At 53.8% G+C, this 18216-nt stretch carries 16 protein-coding genes; 11 read left to right on the top strand and 5 right to left on the bottom strand.

What is annotated here, in order from left to right; genetic code table 11:
• The first annotated feature begins 965 nt into the window (after nt 1–965).
• A complete protein-coding gene (locus K8V32_RS03250) occupies nt 966–1463 on the top strand; it encodes a helix-turn-helix transcriptional regulator (protein ID WP_303902808.1) in 498 nt (165 codons plus the stop codon).
• A 136-nt stretch (nt 1464–1599) separates the two neighbouring features.
• Here K8V32_RS03250 and K8V32_RS03255 read toward each other — a convergent pair whose 3' ends face one another.
• Nucleotides 1600–2952 (bottom strand): DUF4232 domain-containing protein, encoded by a 1353-nt coding sequence (locus tag K8V32_RS03255; RefSeq protein ID WP_303902811.1) that lies wholly within the window; start codon nt 2950–2952, stop codon nt 1600–1602.
• Between the two features lie 63 nt (nt 2953–3015).
• Here K8V32_RS03255 and K8V32_RS03260 point away from each other — a divergent pair, with 63 nt between their 5' ends.
• A complete protein-coding gene (locus K8V32_RS03260) occupies nt 3016–3291 on the top strand; it encodes a hypothetical protein (protein ID WP_303902814.1) in 276 nt (91 codons plus the stop codon).
• Between the two features lie 254 nt (nt 3292–3545).
• Here K8V32_RS03260 and K8V32_RS03265 read toward each other — a convergent pair whose 3' ends face one another.
• Together K8V32_RS03265 and K8V32_RS03270 are read right to left on the bottom strand one after the other, a co-directional pair.
• Nucleotides 3546–4736, bottom strand: coding sequence for an NAD(P)/FAD-dependent oxidoreductase (locus K8V32_RS03265; RefSeq protein ID WP_303902817.1), 1191 nt, complete (start codon nt 4734–4736; stop codon nt 3546–3548).
• Between the two features lies 1 nt (nt 4737).
• Nucleotides 4738–5058 (bottom strand): 2Fe-2S iron-sulfur cluster-binding protein, encoded by a 321-nt coding sequence (locus K8V32_RS03270; RefSeq protein ID WP_303902820.1) that lies wholly within the window; start codon nt 5056–5058, stop codon nt 4738–4740.
• A 122-nt stretch (nt 5059–5180) separates the two neighbouring features.
• Between K8V32_RS03270 and K8V32_RS03275 the strand changes: the two genes are divergently transcribed.
• From K8V32_RS03275 to K8V32_RS03285, 3 genes are all read left to right on the top strand, one after another.
• Nucleotides 5181–6167 (top strand): LysR family transcriptional regulator, encoded by a 987-nt coding sequence (locus K8V32_RS03275; protein ID WP_303902823.1) that lies wholly within the window; start codon nt 5181–5183, stop codon nt 6165–6167.
• Nucleotides 6168–6292: 125 nt separating this feature from the next.
• Nucleotides 6293–7492 carry a cytochrome P450 gene (locus tag K8V32_RS03280; RefSeq protein ID WP_303902826.1) on the top strand — a complete coding sequence of 400 codons (1200 nt, stop codon included), beginning with the start codon at nt 6293–6295 and terminating at the stop codon, nt 7490–7492.
• Nucleotides 7493–7551: 59 nt separating this feature from the next.
• Complete coding sequence (locus tag K8V32_RS03285; RefSeq protein ID WP_303902829.1) at nt 7552–8937, top strand: MFS transporter; 1386 nt, start codon at nt 7552–7554, stop codon at nt 8935–8937.
• Nucleotides 8938–9101: 164 nt separating this feature from the next.
• On the opposite strand, the gene K8V32_RS03290 is transcribed toward K8V32_RS03285, so the two are convergent.
• Complete coding sequence (locus K8V32_RS03290) at nt 9102–9281, bottom strand: excalibur calcium-binding domain-containing protein (RefSeq protein ID WP_303902855.1); 180 nt, start codon at nt 9279–9281, stop codon at nt 9102–9104.
• A gap of 6 nt (nt 9282–9287) precedes the next feature.
• Here K8V32_RS03290 and K8V32_RS03295 point away from each other — a divergent pair, with 6 nt between their 5' ends.
• The 3 genes from K8V32_RS03295 to K8V32_RS03305 are packed head-to-tail and all read left to right on the top strand — an operon-like array spanning nt 9288 to nt 11394.
• The gene (locus K8V32_RS03295; RefSeq protein WP_303902832.1) at nt 9288–9554 is read left to right on the top strand and encodes a hypothetical protein; all 267 of its coding nucleotides are present in this window, start codon (nt 9288–9290) and stop codon (nt 9552–9554) included.
• Between the two features lie 18 nt (nt 9555–9572).
• Nucleotides 9573–9851 carry a hypothetical protein gene (locus tag K8V32_RS03300; protein WP_303902835.1) on the top strand — a complete coding sequence of 93 codons (279 nt, stop codon included), beginning with the start codon at nt 9573–9575 and terminating at the stop codon, nt 9849–9851.
• Complete coding sequence (locus K8V32_RS03305; protein ID WP_303902838.1) at nt 9841–11394, top strand: helix-turn-helix transcriptional regulator; 1554 nt, start codon at nt 9841–9843, stop codon at nt 11392–11394. Before K8V32_RS03300 ends, K8V32_RS03305 begins: the two co-directional genes overlap by 11 nt.
• Before the next feature lie 281 nt (nt 11395–11675).
• Here K8V32_RS03305 and K8V32_RS03310 read toward each other — a convergent pair whose 3' ends face one another.
• The gene (locus K8V32_RS03310; RefSeq protein ID WP_303902841.1) at nt 11676–12176 is read right to left on the bottom strand and encodes a hypothetical protein; all 501 of its coding nucleotides are present in this window, start codon (nt 12174–12176) and stop codon (nt 11676–11678) included.
• 238 nt (nt 12177–12414) lie between these two features.
• Between K8V32_RS03310 and K8V32_RS03315 the strand changes: the two genes are divergently transcribed.
• From K8V32_RS03315 to K8V32_RS03325, 3 genes are all read left to right on the top strand, one after another.
• Nucleotides 12415–16020: a CshA/CshB family fibrillar adhesin-related protein gene (locus K8V32_RS03315; protein ID WP_303902845.1), complete on the top strand. Its 3606-nt coding sequence runs from the start codon at nt 12415–12417 to the stop codon at nt 16018–16020.
• 38 nt (nt 16021–16058) lie between these two features.
• Nucleotides 16059–17600: a SpaH/EbpB family LPXTG-anchored major pilin gene (locus tag K8V32_RS03320; protein ID WP_303902848.1), complete on the top strand. Its 1542-nt coding sequence runs from the start codon at nt 16059–16061 to the stop codon at nt 17598–17600.
• Nucleotides 17601–17640: 40 nt separating this feature from the next.
• Nucleotides 17641–18216 (top strand): SpaH/EbpB family LPXTG-anchored major pilin (locus K8V32_RS03325; RefSeq protein WP_303902851.1); only part of this gene is annotated, 576 nt, incomplete at its 3' end.

Here is an 18216-nt window from a genome sequence, read left to right on the forward strand (position 1 = left end):
CTTCTCTTTTAGACAGGGTAGATGTGTGGTGGTGAGCCGATCACCGATTGAAGTGCGTAGCCAACAGCCTGTGATGCCGCCGTCGTCTCGAAACACTCGCCCGGGACCAAATGGCTATAGATCGCCCCGGTTCACACGGGAGTATTTCTAGTCCGTGCAGGCCGTTGGTCGAGTCTCCGAGAGGGGTGGCTGGCCAGGCGGTCTTTGCCAGTGGCAGTTATTTTATTGAGTGCATTTTCGGTTTCGCAAGGGGTTTCATTGGTTTATTCCGAGACTAAATCATATGCAGATGTGCGGACAGGGTTGGTATTGGCGGATCCATGACCTTGATTTCGTCCGGGCTGACGCCTTTCAGAACGTTAGTCCAAACCAGAACGCCATCCCAAGACTTAACATGAATACCACTGTTGCGCCGGCGAGCATAGCCCAGCCAGTGCTCAGTGGACAAGAAGCTTGTGGATCAAAAGTTATCCACAAACTCAAGGTGCGCGATCTCGAGGTGCAGACATTGGTACTGTGACTATAAACGGGAGGCAAGGTATCGATGAGTATTAAGGCCAATGGCGTCAATAACTCGAAGTGCAGTCAGGGAATAAGGCCTTCCCTTGTCGTTGACAAGGGTTGTAGCTGCATATACTTGTCAGCGACAAGAGGCAAGCCTGGTATCGGGGCGAACGCCAATGGATAAGCAACTCAAAGCACTCTTCCGAGAACGTTTAGATCGGGGATGGTTGGTCAAAGAATCTCGAAAAGGGTGGATGGCAATTCCACCGGATGAATCAAAACCAATAGTTGCAATCCACGGCACAGCTTGAGGCGCACGTTCATGGGAAAACATGCTGGCCCAACTCAAACGATCAGGCTTCGTTGTCAGGCAATGAAGCGACTCGAGTAGTTTTTGTGCGGTGCAGCGTTTGAAGGCAGGCTTTACCTACATAACCTGGTACACGAAAGAAGCGTAGATCATGGAAATTTGGTACATCAGCGTTGGCTTTAGGACTAGTTGTCCGTTTTCGGAAGACCTCGCCTTTGACATGAGCCAGCGGCTCGAAGATTATGCTGCCGTCATGAGCATGGCGCGTGACAGGAAATCTGGATCAGTAGCGCTCACTATTGATGCGAAAGAATGGAGCACAGCGCTCGATCTCGCGCACACTGCGGTAATTGAGGTGCTTGAAGCGGCGGAGGTTGAAGCTACCCTTACTTCGGTAGGTGCCCAGAATCAGGACGAGTTTCATGCTGAGCTCAACGAACCTGTCTATCCGCAAGTGGTTGGGTTCGCTGAAGTCGCAAGAATCGCGGGTGTATCTCGGCAGCGTGCTCGGCAGCTGGCTGAGAAAGAAAGTTTCCCGCACCCTGTTATCAAAACGAGTCAAGGTCCTCTTTACAATGTCCATGCTGTACACCGCTGGTTAGAAGCGAGAGTTTCCCAGAACCCTTCTGCTCGGGTCGCTACAGCGTAGCTAGAGTCTATATGTCGGCAAACTGTCCGAGCCTCGCTACAATTTAGTGAACTTTTCACGTGGGTGGTTCCTGGAGACGAGCGGTGTGAAATTATCGAGGAGTACGAGCTTCGACCTGTATTTGTCGGGCCTTGATTTATAGCAGACTCCACTGGCCGATTTCGAGTTCGCTGCCGTCAACCACATCGAACGGTGATTCCATTGGCTGCATGTGCTCATGAAATTCGAACGCAGCGTCAAGCCACGACCCATTAACCATGACCTCGACTTGCTGGGCAGAGTCGTCGTGATGCGCGCCGCGTTCCCCGCGCCAGTATACGATTGCCTGGGCGGATTGGCCTGGACCGATGGTGATGGTCTCATAGGTTTCCTGTCCATCTTCGAAGAGTTCGTACTCGCGCACGTTTACTTCGAGATCTTGACCAGCCTGCATGATCCGCAACTCTGGCATTCCTTGGAGTTGGCAGGCGCCTGCGTCGTCGTTGGTCACTATGATCCCTGCGGCGCGAGCTCCGGTGGCTGCATCCCAACCGCCTATGGTGACATCCAAGGCCGACGCATCGCACGCCGGTGCGGCTTGGGTTGGGTCAAGGGTTGGTTCAGATGTCGCAGGCGGAGTACTGGGACTCTGGGCAGGAGCGTTCGAAGGTGTTTCAGAACCGGGTGCTGGATGGTGCTCTGAACCAGATTGCTTGATGTCACCGGGCAGATATCGTGGCCATGCTGCCCAGATTGCGGTTAAGGCGATCAGGACGATTGATGTGATGGTGGCAGTGCGCTGGAGCTTTGATGCGGGTCTGTTGTGGGCGTCGTCGTTATGTGCAGTCGGTTCTAAGTCCAGGGTTCTTGTTATTGTCACAGTGCCCAGGAATAGTGCGATCGGGTGCGTTACTGGCAGCATCAGCAAGACGAATCCGTTATCGGCTGCGGGGGTATCGACGATGAACAGGAACGTGATCATGACGACGCTTAAGGTAACGGCAAATGCAATGAGCTGGATTGCTAGTGCCGAGCCCCAGGCTTCTTGGTCTTGGCCGGTTTGTCTGCGGATCCACCACCACAGCGTGAGCTGCACCGCGGCGGCCGATGCGAAGAAGAGTAGCGTCATGCTTGGCCCTGTTATGAAGGCGGACCACTTTATGAAGGCCCACCAGGGGAGCCACATGGTGATGACGATGCCGATGGCTAAAGCGCCCACCCACAACAGGCGGGCCCGACCGTGTGAGCGACCTGTGAACCGTGACCATTGGGGCGGCCGGCCTGCGATAAGTGCGAATATGCCGAGGAGCCCGACAACGAGCGCCGAACCTGCGAGCCACCGGTAGAGACTGTTCAGGCTGTGGACGGCGAGATGGTGAGTGGGATCAATTTCCCAGGGCGACGAGAGACCTTGGGATTGAAGTGCCACGGATCCCAGGACGATGAGCGCGGCCAGGATTAGGGTCGAACTGATGACACCGCACAGTTGACGTTGTGTGGTGCGGCCCATGTCATCTCGCTGTTCGGGTCGTGAGTATGAGGTGTGACTCCAGCATAGGCCACGATCGTTACCATGAATAAGATGCACTCATGGATGAAATTAGGAACTTCATTTTTGATCTTCGACCATGAAAACCATGTCGCTGTCAGCCAGTTGGACTGTGGCAATAATCTCGAACTGGCTACAGAAGAATACTCGCGCCTAGAACGGAAATATTCGGATCATGACGCTATCGATGTAGTTCTCCTAGGTTCAGATGCCTTGGCGACCATTCAGCAGACGCATGCTGATTATTTTGAGGGTAATTCACGCAGACTTATGGGCGAAGCCCTATCACTTTTTGGGTAGATAAACGATAAGCGTGAGTCTTATATATGACCCTGTGGGCCTTGAAAATAGAACCCCGTTATTGCATGCACAAATGACACTCATCAGAATATGGCAGGGTTTTGCGCACGTCTGGTTGCCTGGTGAAGCCAGCGTTGTAGGGTGTCAGCGAACTAAGACAAAGTACCGATATCAAGAGTGTAGTGTGGGTGGTTCACCGGAAATATCTGATGGATCGCCCACAGCCGCGTCTTGAATGATCGTCCTAGCTGCGCTTAGGAAGTGAGTTGCAGCGGAACAGCGGCTAATGTTGCGAGCGCTCGCCGTGCTTTCATGTGTGGGCCGGGGGCGTTGATCGTCTCAACGGCAACGACTTCGCCGTCCCTGAGTCGTTCGACCACGAGCTTTCCTTTGCTTTCGTCTTGTTCGATGATTCTGGCTTCGTCATCAGGTCCTGCGAGTCCGGCAATTTGTAGTCGTCGTTGGCCTTGGGTGCTCCAGAACCATGGGACCGCTTGATAATGATGCCTTGCTGAGCCGGTGATCACTGTAGCGACATACCGGCCGTGGTCCGTGGCGTTCTGTACTGATTCAACTCGCATCTGTGCGCCCGCATACACGCTGGGGAACACCGAGCAGTCGCCGATGGCAAAGACTGCAGGATCGCTGGTGCGCAGCTGCTGATCAACGATGATGCCACCAGCGGTTTCCAGACCACTGTGGGCTGCTAGTTCGTCACGAGCTATGGCCCCGACCGATACGACAATCCGGTTTGCGGCTATGGTCGATCCGTCGCTGAGTGCAACGCTGGTGACATGGCCATTCTTACCTAGGATTCGCTCAATGGTGACTCCACAGCGAATGTCTATGTCAAGCGAGGCGTGGTAGTCAGCTAATGCGTTAGCTGCAGGGCGGCTGAGCACTCGTCCTAGGATTTGGGGCGCAGCTTCTAAGACGGTTACCGAACCGTGGTGCACAGCTTCGATCGCGACTTCAAGATTCAAAAATCCGCCCCCGATAAAGACGGTCGGGCCGCCTTGGGTGAAGCTTGCTCGTAAAGCATCGGCGTCTTTGGGGGTGCGCACTGCGTGGATGCCGTCTAGGTCGTTGCCTGGAATGTCCAGCTGGCGAGGCTTAGAACCGGTGGCGAAGATCAGCCATTCATATCCCAGTGTGGAACCGTCTGATAGGTGCACGTGTTTGGTCGCACGATCTAGGTTGACCACCTCGGTCTGAAAATGTGGGGTGATCTGGTGTTCTGTCAGTGCCTGTACTGAGGTCAGAGTCAGTTCTTCGGCGGTCTCGGTGCCTGCCAAATAGCCCTTGGACAGTGGCGGGCGTTGGTAGGGGAGTTGGTCTTCTGCACCGATTAGATGGATCGGACCGGTCCAGCCTTGGTCTCGCAGTGACATGGCGGCGGTGAGCCCGGCTTGGCCTGCTCCAATAATAATGACGTTGTTATTCATGTTAGATCTGGCTTTCTGGGAGTCGTACGCGAATTTGTTTGAAGTGCGCACCAGCTGAAATCTGGCAGCCGAGTCGACTGTTGGGAAGTTGTTCGTCTGCGGTGCATTCCAGCATTTCAGCTTCGTCTTCGCTAATTTCTGGTAATTGTCCGTCGACGTGTTCGACGTAGATATGACAGGTAGCGCACATGGCCTGACCGCCGCATTCGCCTACGATCCCATCCACGCCGTTGAGGATGGCAGCGCGCATGATGCTCTGGTTCTCTTGGGCCTCAATGACCTGTTCTGTTGCGTCGGGATGAATGTAGAAAATCTTTGACATGATGTGCTCCTCGTGTCGATGGGCTCATTGTTGGTGGTTGTCATCGATTATGACGAACAACATACAATGGTGGAAGCGGGAAGATTCGTCTTGCTTCCCCGGCTAAATCGTGGAAGGAAACTATGGATGTCTCCGACGTAAATGCTCAGCAGCTCCTGCAGTCAGCTCCGTCAATGCGATTCACGCTGCGACAGCTCGAGTGTTTTCTCGCGGTCGCAGAACAAGGCTCAATCTCCGGGGCAGCCGCAGCGCTTCGGGCATCAGATTCGTCGGTTGCTGACGCGTTGTCAGCCATGGAACGATCCCTGGGTGCCAAGCTGTTGTATCGCCAACGCTCTCGTGGCGCTTCGCTCACCTCGGATGGGCTGACCATTCTGCCCATTGCTCGAAAAATTCTGGCGGACGGTGCTGAACTTACTGCAGCGGTAGGTAAGGATGTCAGCTCGATCGTCGGGCCTGTGCGCATCGGTTGTGTCAGTACGCTTGCCAGCATGATGCTGCCTGGACTCATCGTCGAAGTTCAAAACCGATATCCAGGAGTGCAACTCGAGTATCGGACCGGCGGCTATGATGCTTTGGCGGAAATGTTGGCAAAGGCTGAACTTGATCTCCTGTTGGCTTTTGATATTGACATCGAACCGGAACTGGCATCGATCAAACTCGCAGAAACAGAAGCCATGTTAGTTGTTGCTTACGATCATCCATTGGCTGATTGTGACGAAGTCGAGTTAGAAGAGGTTGCCGATGAGCCGATGGTATTGCTCGACATTTTGTCCAGTCGAACTCATACGCTTGAGCTGATGTCGACTCGAGGTGTGAAGCCGCGAATCAAGCACCGGACGGTGGACTATGAGTTGTGCAGGGCGCTTGTCGGCCGTGGTCTTGGGTATTCATTGCTGATGCGTAGAGCGGTCTCGCGCGATACTTGGGACGGTCGGCGAGTTGTCTACCTGCCTATCAAGCCGCGCCCGCGCACCGTTGAAGTACGCCTCGCCTGGCTCCCTGCAAGTCTGCCACCTCGAGTTGAAGCAGTCGTGGAATGTGCTCAAGAACTTGAAGTGCAGATCGGCCACGCCGTGCAGGCCAGTCGTTCTACGAAAAAACCGTGAAAGTTTCGCGGAAATAACCGCTTGAATCGAAGTAAGTGAACTCGACAGAATGATCTCCAATACTTGCAATGATCTACGTCACATTGCATGGGTAGCTGCGCTAACACGAGGAGAGACACGAGTTCATGAGCACCGCAACCACGAACCTCAATATTCCGATAGCAGACTGGTTTGACCCAGCAGAAGCAATGCGGGACCCATACCCGCAATACGCACAGTTGCGAGCCCTCGGCCCGGTAGTCTACGCGCCAACCGTCGCACGAGTCTTCATAACCAACCATGAGGCGGTCAGCGAAGCAGAACACCATCCTGAGATTTTTAGTTCGTATTCAGAAACGAACCTCACAATGATGCGCGCGATCGGTGGTCGGCCCATGTTACGTAAAGACGATCCCGAGCATGCCCAGGAACGTAAAGCAATCAACCCGACGCTGCGCCCAAAAGCCATCAAAAACATTTGGTCACCAAAGTTTCAAGAAACTGTGGAGTACTGGCTCCAACGTCTGATCGATATTGGCCCCGAACATGCCGATATCAACAAAGATTTCGCCGCCCCGATCGCCAGCCAGAACCTCATCGATTTGCTCGGGTTCCCCGACACCGTAGATGTCACCGATATGGCACGATGGTCCATCGATTTTATTGCAGGAACCGGCAACCTGCTGGATGACGAAGATATCTGGCATCGATGCGATACCAGCCGCCAAGAAGTCGATCTAATCCTTGATGAACTCCTACCGTCCTTGCGTTCCAATCCCAACGGATCCATCACCTCGCATCTCTTGGAAGTCGGTCTGCCTGAAGAGGTCGTTCGTGCCAATGTGAAGCTGTCAATCTCGGGCGGAATGAACGAACCACAACACATGATCTCCAACATGGTCTGGGCACTATCCAAACACCCCGAACAACGCGAGTTGCTCCTGAACGGGACCGCCCAGTGGGGGCCTGCTTTTGAAGAAACCGCCCGATGGCAATCACCCATCGGCATGGTGCCACGAGAAGTCGTCCAAGATACAGAATTCTTTGGTGTACGACTCGAAAAAGGCACCAATGTAGGTTTGCTTCTTGCCAGCGCAAATCGTGACCCAGTGGCGTTCGACAACGCGGATGCATTCGACATTACTCGCACATCGGGAGGCCATCTAGGCTTTGGCAGTGGCGTCCACCTGTGTGCAGGCCGCTGGGTAGCAAAAAATGCCATCGCAGACCACGCGCTGCCTCGGCTTTATGAACAACTACCGAACCTGCAGCTTGATAGTAAGCGTCCACCAGTATGGGACGGCTGGGTATTCCGTGGTCTAACCGATCTGCCCGTCACATGGTGAACCAGAACGTGCCAGACAAACTTACTTCCCCTATCCCTAGCCATGAATGAGGATGCATTATGAGCACTCACACTCACCCTTCCAAACGACGCCTCTCCCGAGACCAAAAGAGAGTCCTGGGCGCCACCTTGGTAGGCACCACCGTCGAATGGTATGACTTCTTTATCTATGCCAATGCAGCAGCTATCATCTTCGCCAGCCAATACTTCGGCCCGGTCGGCGAAGAAAACCCGCAGTTAGCCCAGCTGTTGGCCTACGCCTCGGTCGGTATTTCATTTTTATTCCGACCACTGGGCGCCGTGATCGCCGGTTGGATCGGGGATAAATACGGCCGACGCATGGTATTAATGCTCACGCTCGGGCTCATGGGCATGGCCACCACATTGATTGGGCTCCTACCGACATACGCCACCATTGGCGTGTGGGCCCCGGTCATGCTGATCGTCTTGCGCATCCTGCAAGGGGTTTCCGCAGGTGGCGAATGGGGCGGTGCAGCCCTGATGGCAGTAGAACACGCACCCACCCCACGCCGTGGACTCTTCGGAGCCTACCCACAGATCGGCGTCCCCCTGGGCATGCTGCTCGCCTCCGCCATCCTGGGGATCTTTTCCCTGGCGCTCACGCCAGAACAATTTCAGGCATGGGGGTGGCGCGTGCCATTTCTCGTATCGTTCGTGCTGATCTTCGTGGGCTACTACATCCGTCGCAAAGTATCCGAGACCCCGGTCTTCCAAGAACTGCGCAAAAACGCTGCCCAAGCCAAAACCCCACTGCGTCAGCTGTTCCAAGAGGACTGGAAAACCATCGTGAAAGCCGCCCTGGCTTTCGCCGGCAACAACGCTGCTGGTTACATGGTGACCGGCGGATTCGTCCTAGGCTACGTCACCACCACCCACGGTGTCTCACAATCCAACATGCTGCTCCTCGTATCGGTAGCTGCCGCCCTGTGGATTGCCACAACACTGTACGGTGGGATCCTCTCCGACAAGATCGGTCGTCGTCCGACCTACTTGATTGGATTTGGGTTCCAACTCGTATGGGCCATTCCAATGTTCTTGATGATCGACACCGGGAATTTCGGGGTCATCATTTTGGCGGTACTACCATTCACCATCCCGATCGGGTTGAGCTACGGTCCACAATCAGCAATGTACTCCGAAATGTTCCCATCACGCACCCGACTATCGGGCGTCTCAATCTCCTATGCACTCGGAGCAGTCCTCGGCGGAGCATTCGCCCCAACCATCGCACAATACCTCGTCGGGGCAACCTCTTGGATCGGCTCAGTTGGAATCTACATTGCCGCCATGGCCATTATCTCCGGTCTAGCCGTCCTGGCCATCAAGGAGCCACGCGGCAACCCACTGACTCCAGAACAGGAAGCAGCACACGAACAAACCACACTGGATGCAACCTCTGAATCACAGGCGACTACCGTTCGATAAGTCCGCGAGGCTTTTCCTTTCGAACTGTCTGTCAGCTTTGTAATATGAGGTCCCTTGTCGATACAGTGCCAAGGGAAAAGAAACGGCCGCTGCCGGTTGCTCGACGATTTCGAGTTAACCAGTAGCGGCCGTTCGTGGACGATTAGCTGAGGTTGTCGAGCTAACTATTCGCAGCCAATCCCATCACTGTCACGCTCGGGATGCTTCTCGCAGCCTGGGTCGCCGCGGCGAACAGGCGCGACCCCTGCCTTACGTGCCACCGTACGATTCTTGTTGTAGGTGTTTGAGTGATTGATTCGGGGCTCTGATGCTGGTGCGGGAGCCTGCGTGGTGTCGGGCGGCATCACATCTTGCTGCTCCCGTACGCGTTGTTGACGCTCCTGCTAGCATTGTTCCTTGCGATCTTCTGCTTCCACAGCAACTTCTTCCGTGTAATCCTTCAGCTCAGTTTCAGCTGTCTCTGCACGTTTCTCGGCTGCCGCATCCCGTTCTCGGTCGCCTTCGTGCTGATCTTCGTGGGCTACTACATTCGCCGCAAAGTCGCTGAAACTCCGGTATTCCAGGACCTGCGTGACAACGCCGCCCAATCCAAGACGATCGGCACCGGCAACATCTGATTCGTCCTCTTAGCGGTCTTGGTTAACAGACTAGCCATTGGTCTGACCTACGGCCCCCAACCCGCCATGCAGTCCGAAATGTTCCCCTCGCGCACCCGACTGTCCGGCGTCTCGATCTCTTATGTTCTCGGCGCGATTCTCAGTGGTGCATTTGTGCGCTCGATCGCCCAATGGCCTGTAGGCTTCACGGGCAGGATCGGCTCGGTTGGTGTCTACCTGGTCATGGATGTCGAAGCTGCAACAGAACGAGACGAAGGTCATGACAACACCGGTAATATGCATATACATGACGGATAACGTGAATGTAGGTTTCTCGGACACTGATGCGGCGTCTTCTGGGTACTTAGAGTCTTTTGTCGAAAAAGTAGAAGACCTCGTGACGAACGAAGACTACACAACCGTGGGCCAGCTTGTGTCAGATGATCCTCTTACAGCGTGGTTTGGTTTCCGCCCGGATAGGCTGTATGCGATCGTCGACTTGCTGATGTCGCAGCTTTCAGAACCGGGACATTTTCTCACGATCATGCACGTGGCAATGTCGAATCCTGATCCCGACCTGTTATTTAGCCAAGACGTCGTTGTTAGATCAGAAGAATATAATCCCCGGCAGCAGAACTTATTGGCTGTGATTCGAATGAGCGCTTTCCGGTCCGTGGGGCTTCACAAAGATGCCCTGGAACAAGCCGAGGCTATGCGTCTGCAGCAAGGTCGACTTGTTTCAGTCTTTGACCGACACGGTGGTTGGGCTCTGAGTACAAGTGTCCAGCTGGGCATTTCTGCTATGTTAGCTGGCGAATTTCACCGCGCAGTGGCTGCATTCACTGAAGCGCAACTGCACGTTGAGGTGCCGGCATTTGCATTCCTTACCCGTGATGCGCTTGTAAAGGCAGCGCTACTCCAGGCTTCCTTTGGTGACACGTATCAGGCCGAAACATTACTTGCCCGAGCAGAGGGCATCCCTCGAACATCCAGCTGGGCGGAATCGCATATCGATGTTCACCGCGACTTTACACAGATTTTGCTGCGCGGGGGAACCTCAGCACATGAGGCAATAGACAGAATTCAGCTACATGATGTTGGTGAAATGTGGCCGTTCTATATTGTAGCGATCTTCCATTTGATGGAATCGGCTGGTTATCACGATGATCTGGAATATCGGCTCCAGATGTTTGAATCGTTGCCATTGCCCAAGACTGCAGGGCATGGGTTTTCCGGAAGTGTCATCCCCCTTAAACGCGCGCTGCTTGCTATGGGCGCAGGGCGAGGGACTGAGGCACATGAGCTCATAGGCCAAGCTGACCCAAATATTGTATATACCCAGTTGGTCGAAGCAGCATCACATCTCTACGGTGGTCGACCAAAAGAAGCGTTGTCTCGTGCAAGCCAGCTCCGAACTCAAACAGCTGGTCTGCGTCTTCTTGAAGTTCGGCGATTGGCAGTAGTCGCTGCGGCCAACTATGCCAGTGACAACATCCGCGACAGTTTGAATGCTCTGGAACAGGCTGCGAAGTTCCCACGAGGTTTAGCGAGATTCGAAGTTCAACTATTTAGCCCCGAAACCCGCCGGCTGGCTAAACAACACATTCAGCAATGGCCGCAAGAAGATGCAGGCCCCTCGACATTTCTCACAGGGCTTCCCGATCCGGGACTGGCACTGAGTGAGCGCGAATTGATTATTATTCAAGAGATCGCTTTAGGGCATTCTCGGGCCAAAATTGCAGAGAATCTTTATATCTCGCTCAATACGGTGAAATCACAATTACGGAGTGCGTACCGCAAACTCGGTGTCACCTCTGCTTCCTCCGCCGTGCGTGAAGCCGAACGGCGAGGTCTACTCTAATGTTGGCGAGCGATCGGGCGTAGGTTTGTTATTGGGTCCATAGGGTGGTCTGGCGGACTTACGAGTCATGAACGTATACGCCCAAATGCCACATACATCAAAGTAAATGAGCCTGGCTGCTATCACACTGAAGATTTGCTCATTCTGATCGGTTATTGCTCGTCGGAATAGTCGCTATGGGTCAAAAAGGACATCTACTAATTGATGTTTCAGGCAAACTTTGCATTCTTATGCTCATTAAATATGTGGCCTTTCCCTGGTGAGTGATTAATTTTTCTAAACTATTTGAGACTCGCCGGTAACTTTGATGTGGGTGGCATTAGACCTGCAGGCGGTGCAGAGGGCGCTATTGATGGATCCTGTGGGAGATATCGCTTAAATGCTTGAAGCTTAAATATTTTTCTTAAATTATGAAAATCTTTGTAATATTGGTGCGTTTGCGCATTTGCTTTCATCTTCGTTGGTGTCGTCAAGAGTGAAGCGCGGTGTTGTGATATTTGAAGGGAACCTGCGTTGCTCAGAAAGAACATTGCGCGCATAACGGCAGTGGCTGTAGCGATGTTCTTTGGTTTATCTTCTATCACAACAGCATCAGCCATTCCGCCGGCATCGGCATCAAATTCAGTACATGCTTCTGCCTTAGACTTCTCGACGACTGGTCTGAACGATGATCCAACAAATAATGATACCGGGACGTATTTAGACCACGTTTCGGAGTCAGCATCACCAACAGATATGGCACCTGAGCCAACAGAGTCTGTTTCTGCACCAGAGGAAAACAACTCAACTGCACCTGGCGACGGGTCAACCGCAATGGAGGAAGCAGACCGGGCAGTTCACGAGCAATCGGCAACGCCAAATCCGTCGATGCACACCCAACCATCTAATGGCCAGAATTCCATTGCTACACCTTTGCAGACCCGTCAAGGGTGCGAATATGCCACAGGCTCCCGTGGGGCCTATTCCGACACGCTCTGCTGGATCGACTTTTCTGAAGTTCAGACTGCCGAGCTTGGTCCCATGCCACTGACTACCCGTTATCGTGATCTAGGAGGCTGGAATTACGAAAGCGTTCTGGACCGCCAAGGCGGCACACGGGTGCATACAACCGGTGGCAACGATTGGCTAACGAACCAAGCTATGAATCGTGAAGGGCGGTACGGCGATATAAAAGATGTCGGGATCAACGTCCAACTCGATGATGCACACACTTTGACCGCCAAACTCGACATCAGGAAGCCGGGGAGCGCTGGGGGAAGTCGCTCTCGCTATGTTGAAGCGATCAAATTCCCAACCTATAGCGGTGCATTTCTTGGACGCAACGGATTCTATGATCTGCCCGCGACCTCATCAATCGCACCTGCGATCTATCAAATGCGGGACAAAAGCTTCTGGGTCACAGGACAGGCAATTACAGAAGTTACGCTGAAAGATATTCAACTGCATCGACAGAACGATGACGGTACAAAAACCCTGGTCCGAGACTATTCAATCGTCGTGACAGATGCCGAATCTACGAACCAAAATGAGTCATTGAATTGGACGACGACGGGAACGCCTTTTGAATGGTTGCCCAATATTCCTGGAGGGACCGGGAAGGCACAAGTCATGGGTAACGCTTGTACCAATTACAGCCCTGCATTGAACTCGAAGAGCACGACAGCAAGTTGTGTAGGTGGCCCCACAACCGATCGAACAGGTACGCCCATGTTGCATACTGCACCGGGTGATGGCGAATTTACGATCACAACAACAATGACAGGGGATGGGCGACAAGGAATCGCATTTGGGATCATCACTGCACGAGCGCAAGTCAATGTTGATGTAGAAGCGCGCGTGCTTGACTCCAACGGCCAGCCGCGGACGGTAGAAGATTTTGCAGCGTCGATGGAAATACTCGATGATACAACCACCACGACGACCGGTACGAGTAACCAGAACTCTACGGGGCCAAGAACAAACACGGTGAGCGGATCAGGTAACCCGGTGAAGTTTGATACTTCTGTCACCGGTGATCATGCGGAATCATATTCGCCCTCCTGGACGTGCACAAAAACGGACGTCGAAGGTACAGAACAAATTCTGTGGCCCCAATCTGGTGATGACAGCACGAAACCACCTCCTGCAAAGAATCCAGGAGATTTCGCTTGGCTCATGCCCGGTGAATTCATTGACTGCACTGTCACCTACAAACCCTCATATCTAACGTTGGCCAAAGACGTAGACAACGGTGACACCGATGCCACAAATGGGCCGCCAGACTTCAGTCTGAGAGCCGAAGGCACTGCAGAATCTTCTGAACATAACGCCGTTTCCGTCGTAGAAACTGACGGCGCAAACCCGGAAGATGCTCAGCGTTTTCCTGTAACGGTTGGGCGCTACCGATTGAGCGAAGACTGGAGTGACGAACAATCTGCGGAGAATTGGCCGCACGGTTACCGGTGGACAGATCTGACATGCCGAGATGGTAACGGCGATAAGATTTCCGATACCGAACTTGATATTAAAAAATCCGACGACGGTGCTATTGAAGAAGTAACGCTGCTGATGTCACCCACCAACGGTCACACCGCTGCGCAGCGAGACATCTCGTGTACATATTCAAATGAGGCACTGCAACCTCACCTGGATATCAGCAAAAGTTCTGACGTGGATGCCCAGCACCTAGCTGAGTCCGGACAAGATGTTGAATACACGCTGACTTTCGACAACAGTGAAGGGACAGCACCGATCGCAGCTGACCATATTGATCATCTGCGAGATGTCCTCGACGACGCGCACCTGGATTTCGACAGCATCACGAGTGAGAACCTGGGTGTTGAATTTATCGGTGATGCCGATACTCCGCGCCTCCATATCACCGGAACCGTTGGGGCAGGACAAACGCAGCGAGTCACATATTCGGTCACGGTGAAGTCACAGGAAGAGGATTTTGAACAGCGCGAGCGTGCCGATGGCCCCCTTACCGGTTACGTCCTGAAAAACTTTCTCACGTCTCGCCTTGATAGTAACGGGGATGAAATCACTGAACCGGAGGCATGCCCAGATCCAGGCATCGGAGAAACCTCGAAATGTGCCACCACCGAAGACGCAATTTCTGCCTGGACGGTACACAAGGAATCCTTCCCAGTTGATGGTGCGCGCTTGAACTACGGTGGGAACACACACTATGTGCTCAGTGCTCAAAAACTCAACGATGAAACTGAGATTTCGAACCTTCAATTCCACGACGATTTAACACACGTGTTCAAATCTGCGGGGTGGGATCCAGCAGCTCCTGTACCAGGAGGTGCCAAACCCCGAGGGATCTATTTCATCGACGCGAAGGGCAACACACTGAATGCGAACGGTGAGATCAACGGTGACGCCGCTGCGCCACAACCCGCATACGGTGCTGATGCGGTTGGCGAACCGATACAACGGAATGGTCGTTGGATATTGGAAAGCCAAATCATCGACAATGTGCCAACCAACGCCGTCACGACGCAAATGTGGTTCGCCGTGGAAGCTGGGCAACAAACTAACTCCGATATCCCCGGATTAGAGGCCTGGGGTGGGCAGCGACCTGCCACCGGTTCCAAGTATGTCAATTACGGTTTTGCTTCGGGCAGCACCGAACCCGTGCAGTGTGGGCTGCCCGAGACTGCCCCCGATGTGTCCACCGCGCCGGACGACGCGCAACCCGCGGATCAGCATGTGGCCGAGGCGTGCCGGACTCAGCACGAGGTGAATTCCGGACATTTTACTATTCGCAAAGATGCTGTCGGTACCGGCATTGATGTGCCCAACGGTTCACATGAGCAGGACATCTACGGGGATAGCTCAAATGGACTGTGGAACCTGGTCGGGCACGAATTCGAGATTCGCGATGACGTCAATGGCCAGCCTTCGGAAAATCCATCTCGGTACCTGTGCCGTGTCGACTATCGTCCCGATCAGCAATGGGATGGAACATTCACCGAGCACCCGGGTGATAGAAGCCTTGATGACTGGGATGCCGGCGCAGGCGATGAATCAGAAACCCTCAACGCAATCCGAGCATGGAATAACGATCAAGACAATGTTGATGACCCTCGATACCCGTTGCCCGAGTGCGGTGTCTTCAACCCGCAGCCAGACGATAGCGGGGGACAATCCGGACGGTATAGGGGTATGAATCTCCAGCCGGTGTTGGGACCGGACGAACAAGGTGAGCCACGCGATTTCTGGTTGGTTGAAACGAAAGCACCCACCCATCAGATGAGTCTTGACGGCTCCCAGAAACGATCGATTCCTGCCGTGCAGACACTGGCGGAGCCTATTGCGTTCACCATGTGGCCATCCCACGATGGTGAGCACATTGAAGGGCCAGCTTTTTATGGCAAACGACAGCTAGATGTTCGCGATGACAATGGAACTTACCTACCGCGTTGTGGCCCAGGAGATCCTGCTACCCAACGCCCGGTAGCCTGCGTGAATGCAACCGGGTACCTGATGCTGGTTCAAGACACCGTGCCACCGGCCTTACCACTCACAGGCGGTCAGTGGTTGGGGATTGTCACAACCATCGGAACCATTCTGGTGGTTATAGCGGTCATTGGCATCGGGCTGAAACGCCGATATGACGGGAAAACCCAACTTTCATGAACCAACGGCAACTCATTCACACTCTAAGAGAGGAAACCATGAACAGTAGAAAAATGCGGGGCTTGTGGGCAAGTCTCGGAGCAACGGTAACAGCCGTTGCATTAACCCTCGGGGGCGCAGCGGGCGCCCAAGCTCAAAATCAGGGTTCATCATCGGCCCCGTTGACATCGGACGTGGTCATCACGAAACTCTCACAGCCGGAAGCGGTGCAAGACTACGCCACCGGTGCCGAAGCAGAACACCCAGCAGGGGCATATCCCATTGCAGACGTGGAATTCGAAGCACGACTCGTCCCAGGGACGGAACAAGGCGGCGCCAACGACATTCGCACGAACGCCGGACAGCAGTACGTTTCCGGTTTAGACAGCACCACAGATGTTGACGAACAGCTGCCCACAGACGCCACTATCGCCGGCACCACCGATTCGAATGGACAAATCAACTGGCCGGATGTCAACAGTGGACTCTACGTCGTCACTGAGGCAAGCACGCCGAGTGGGGTAATCCCCGCCGATGACTTCTTCGTATCAGTCCCGCTCACGGACCCAGCCGGCAGCGGGTGGCTAGACACGATCTATGTTTATCCAAAGAACGCTCACATTAATAACCCAGAAGACCCCAACGATCCAAATAACCCTAATGCTGCAACCAAGACAGTGAGCAACGCGGATGCGCTGACCGTTGGCCAGGACGCTACATGGACGATTAGCTCGCCCATTCCTCGTCTTGCTACGACACCCGGGGACTTCCAAGCAACCGATCAATTCGTCATCCAAGACACCTTCACCGATGAACAGCTGCTGGTACTTGAAGACAGCATCACTGTCAGCGCTCCTGAAAATATGCAGGCCGGGGAACACTACACCGTAGTCGTTGACAGTGCCGATGGACAAACAGAAGTCGTCATCGAATTCAGCGAACAAGGTCGTGATGCACTGGCAGCTGCCGTGAATGCGGATGCAAACGCGCGTGTCAGTGTCAATATCACCACAACCGTTCAAGCATCCGGTGCGATCATGAACACGGCTCAAATTATTCCGCACAGTAGTCAAGCAAATGATCCCGTCGAAGTCAGCGCAAACATTGCTTACGGTGGATACCAATTCGACAAAGTTAGCTCTGCAACCGGTGACGGGCTCCAAGGCGCGGAATTCCGTGTCTACGATAACCTCGAAGATGCTCAGAACGGTGCGGAAAACTACCTGAAACCATCCGGGTCGAATGACGGCACGTGGACTTCCGATGAAAATGGTCAGGTCACGATCGACGGTCTGCGGTACTCCAATTTTGCAGACGGGCAGGAAATCGAAGGTGGCGAACAGTACCAAACATATTATTTGGTGGAAGTAACCGCACCGGCTGGTCACCAGATCTCGGGTGACATCGTGGAATTCGAAGTAACCGATGCAATGGTGGTTGGTGACGACGTCGTAAACGTGCCAACCGCTACCGGTGGTTTCCAGCTCCCCCTGACCGGTGGGATGGGCACGGCAATGTTGACGATCCTCGGTCTGGCAATTCTGGCAGCAGTCATCGTGGTGGCACGCCGTCGTCGTGCCAACGCAGATGTGACCGCCTAATCCTCAAGTACTCTCTTAGAACCATAGAAAGCACAGACCCATGATCAAGCGTGTCCTACACTCTGCGCAAGACATATTCGCGCGTGGAATGGCCGTGCTCGTCATGGGTCTGTTGCTGACTGGTTTTCTCACAGTACACCCAAGTCACCAGGCAAACGCTACATCGGCCATACCGAAAGACCCTGTCACCCTGGTGATTCAAAAATTTGAACAGCCACACCACCCCGGGGAACCAGCAACCGGATTACCCCTTCAAAACGCCGATCTTGCCGCCATGAAACCGGTAAGTGACGTCAAATTTGCTGTGACAAAAGTTCCCAACCTCGACGTCACCACGGATCAAGGACGCCGAATAGCTGAAGAGCTGAGCCTGCATGACGCTCTAGACCGTGTTGAGGGTAGGGAGCCGACGCGTACTGGAATAACCAACGCGCAAGGTAAATTGACTATGGGACTACTCGACACAGGTCTTTACGTGGTGGAAGAAACCAGAACCCCAGCAGGTGTGGTCCCAACCGATCCGTTCCTTGTACTACTGCCCATACGGCATCCAACAAATTCAGGCTGGCTAGCAACCGTCCACGTCTACCCAAAGAACGCTCCGGTTGACGTTAGC

Source organism: Enteractinococcus helveticum (assembly GCF_020742345.1).
GTDB classification, from domain to species: domain Bacteria; phylum Actinomycetota; class Actinomycetes; order Actinomycetales; family Micrococcaceae; genus Yaniella; species Yaniella helvetica_A.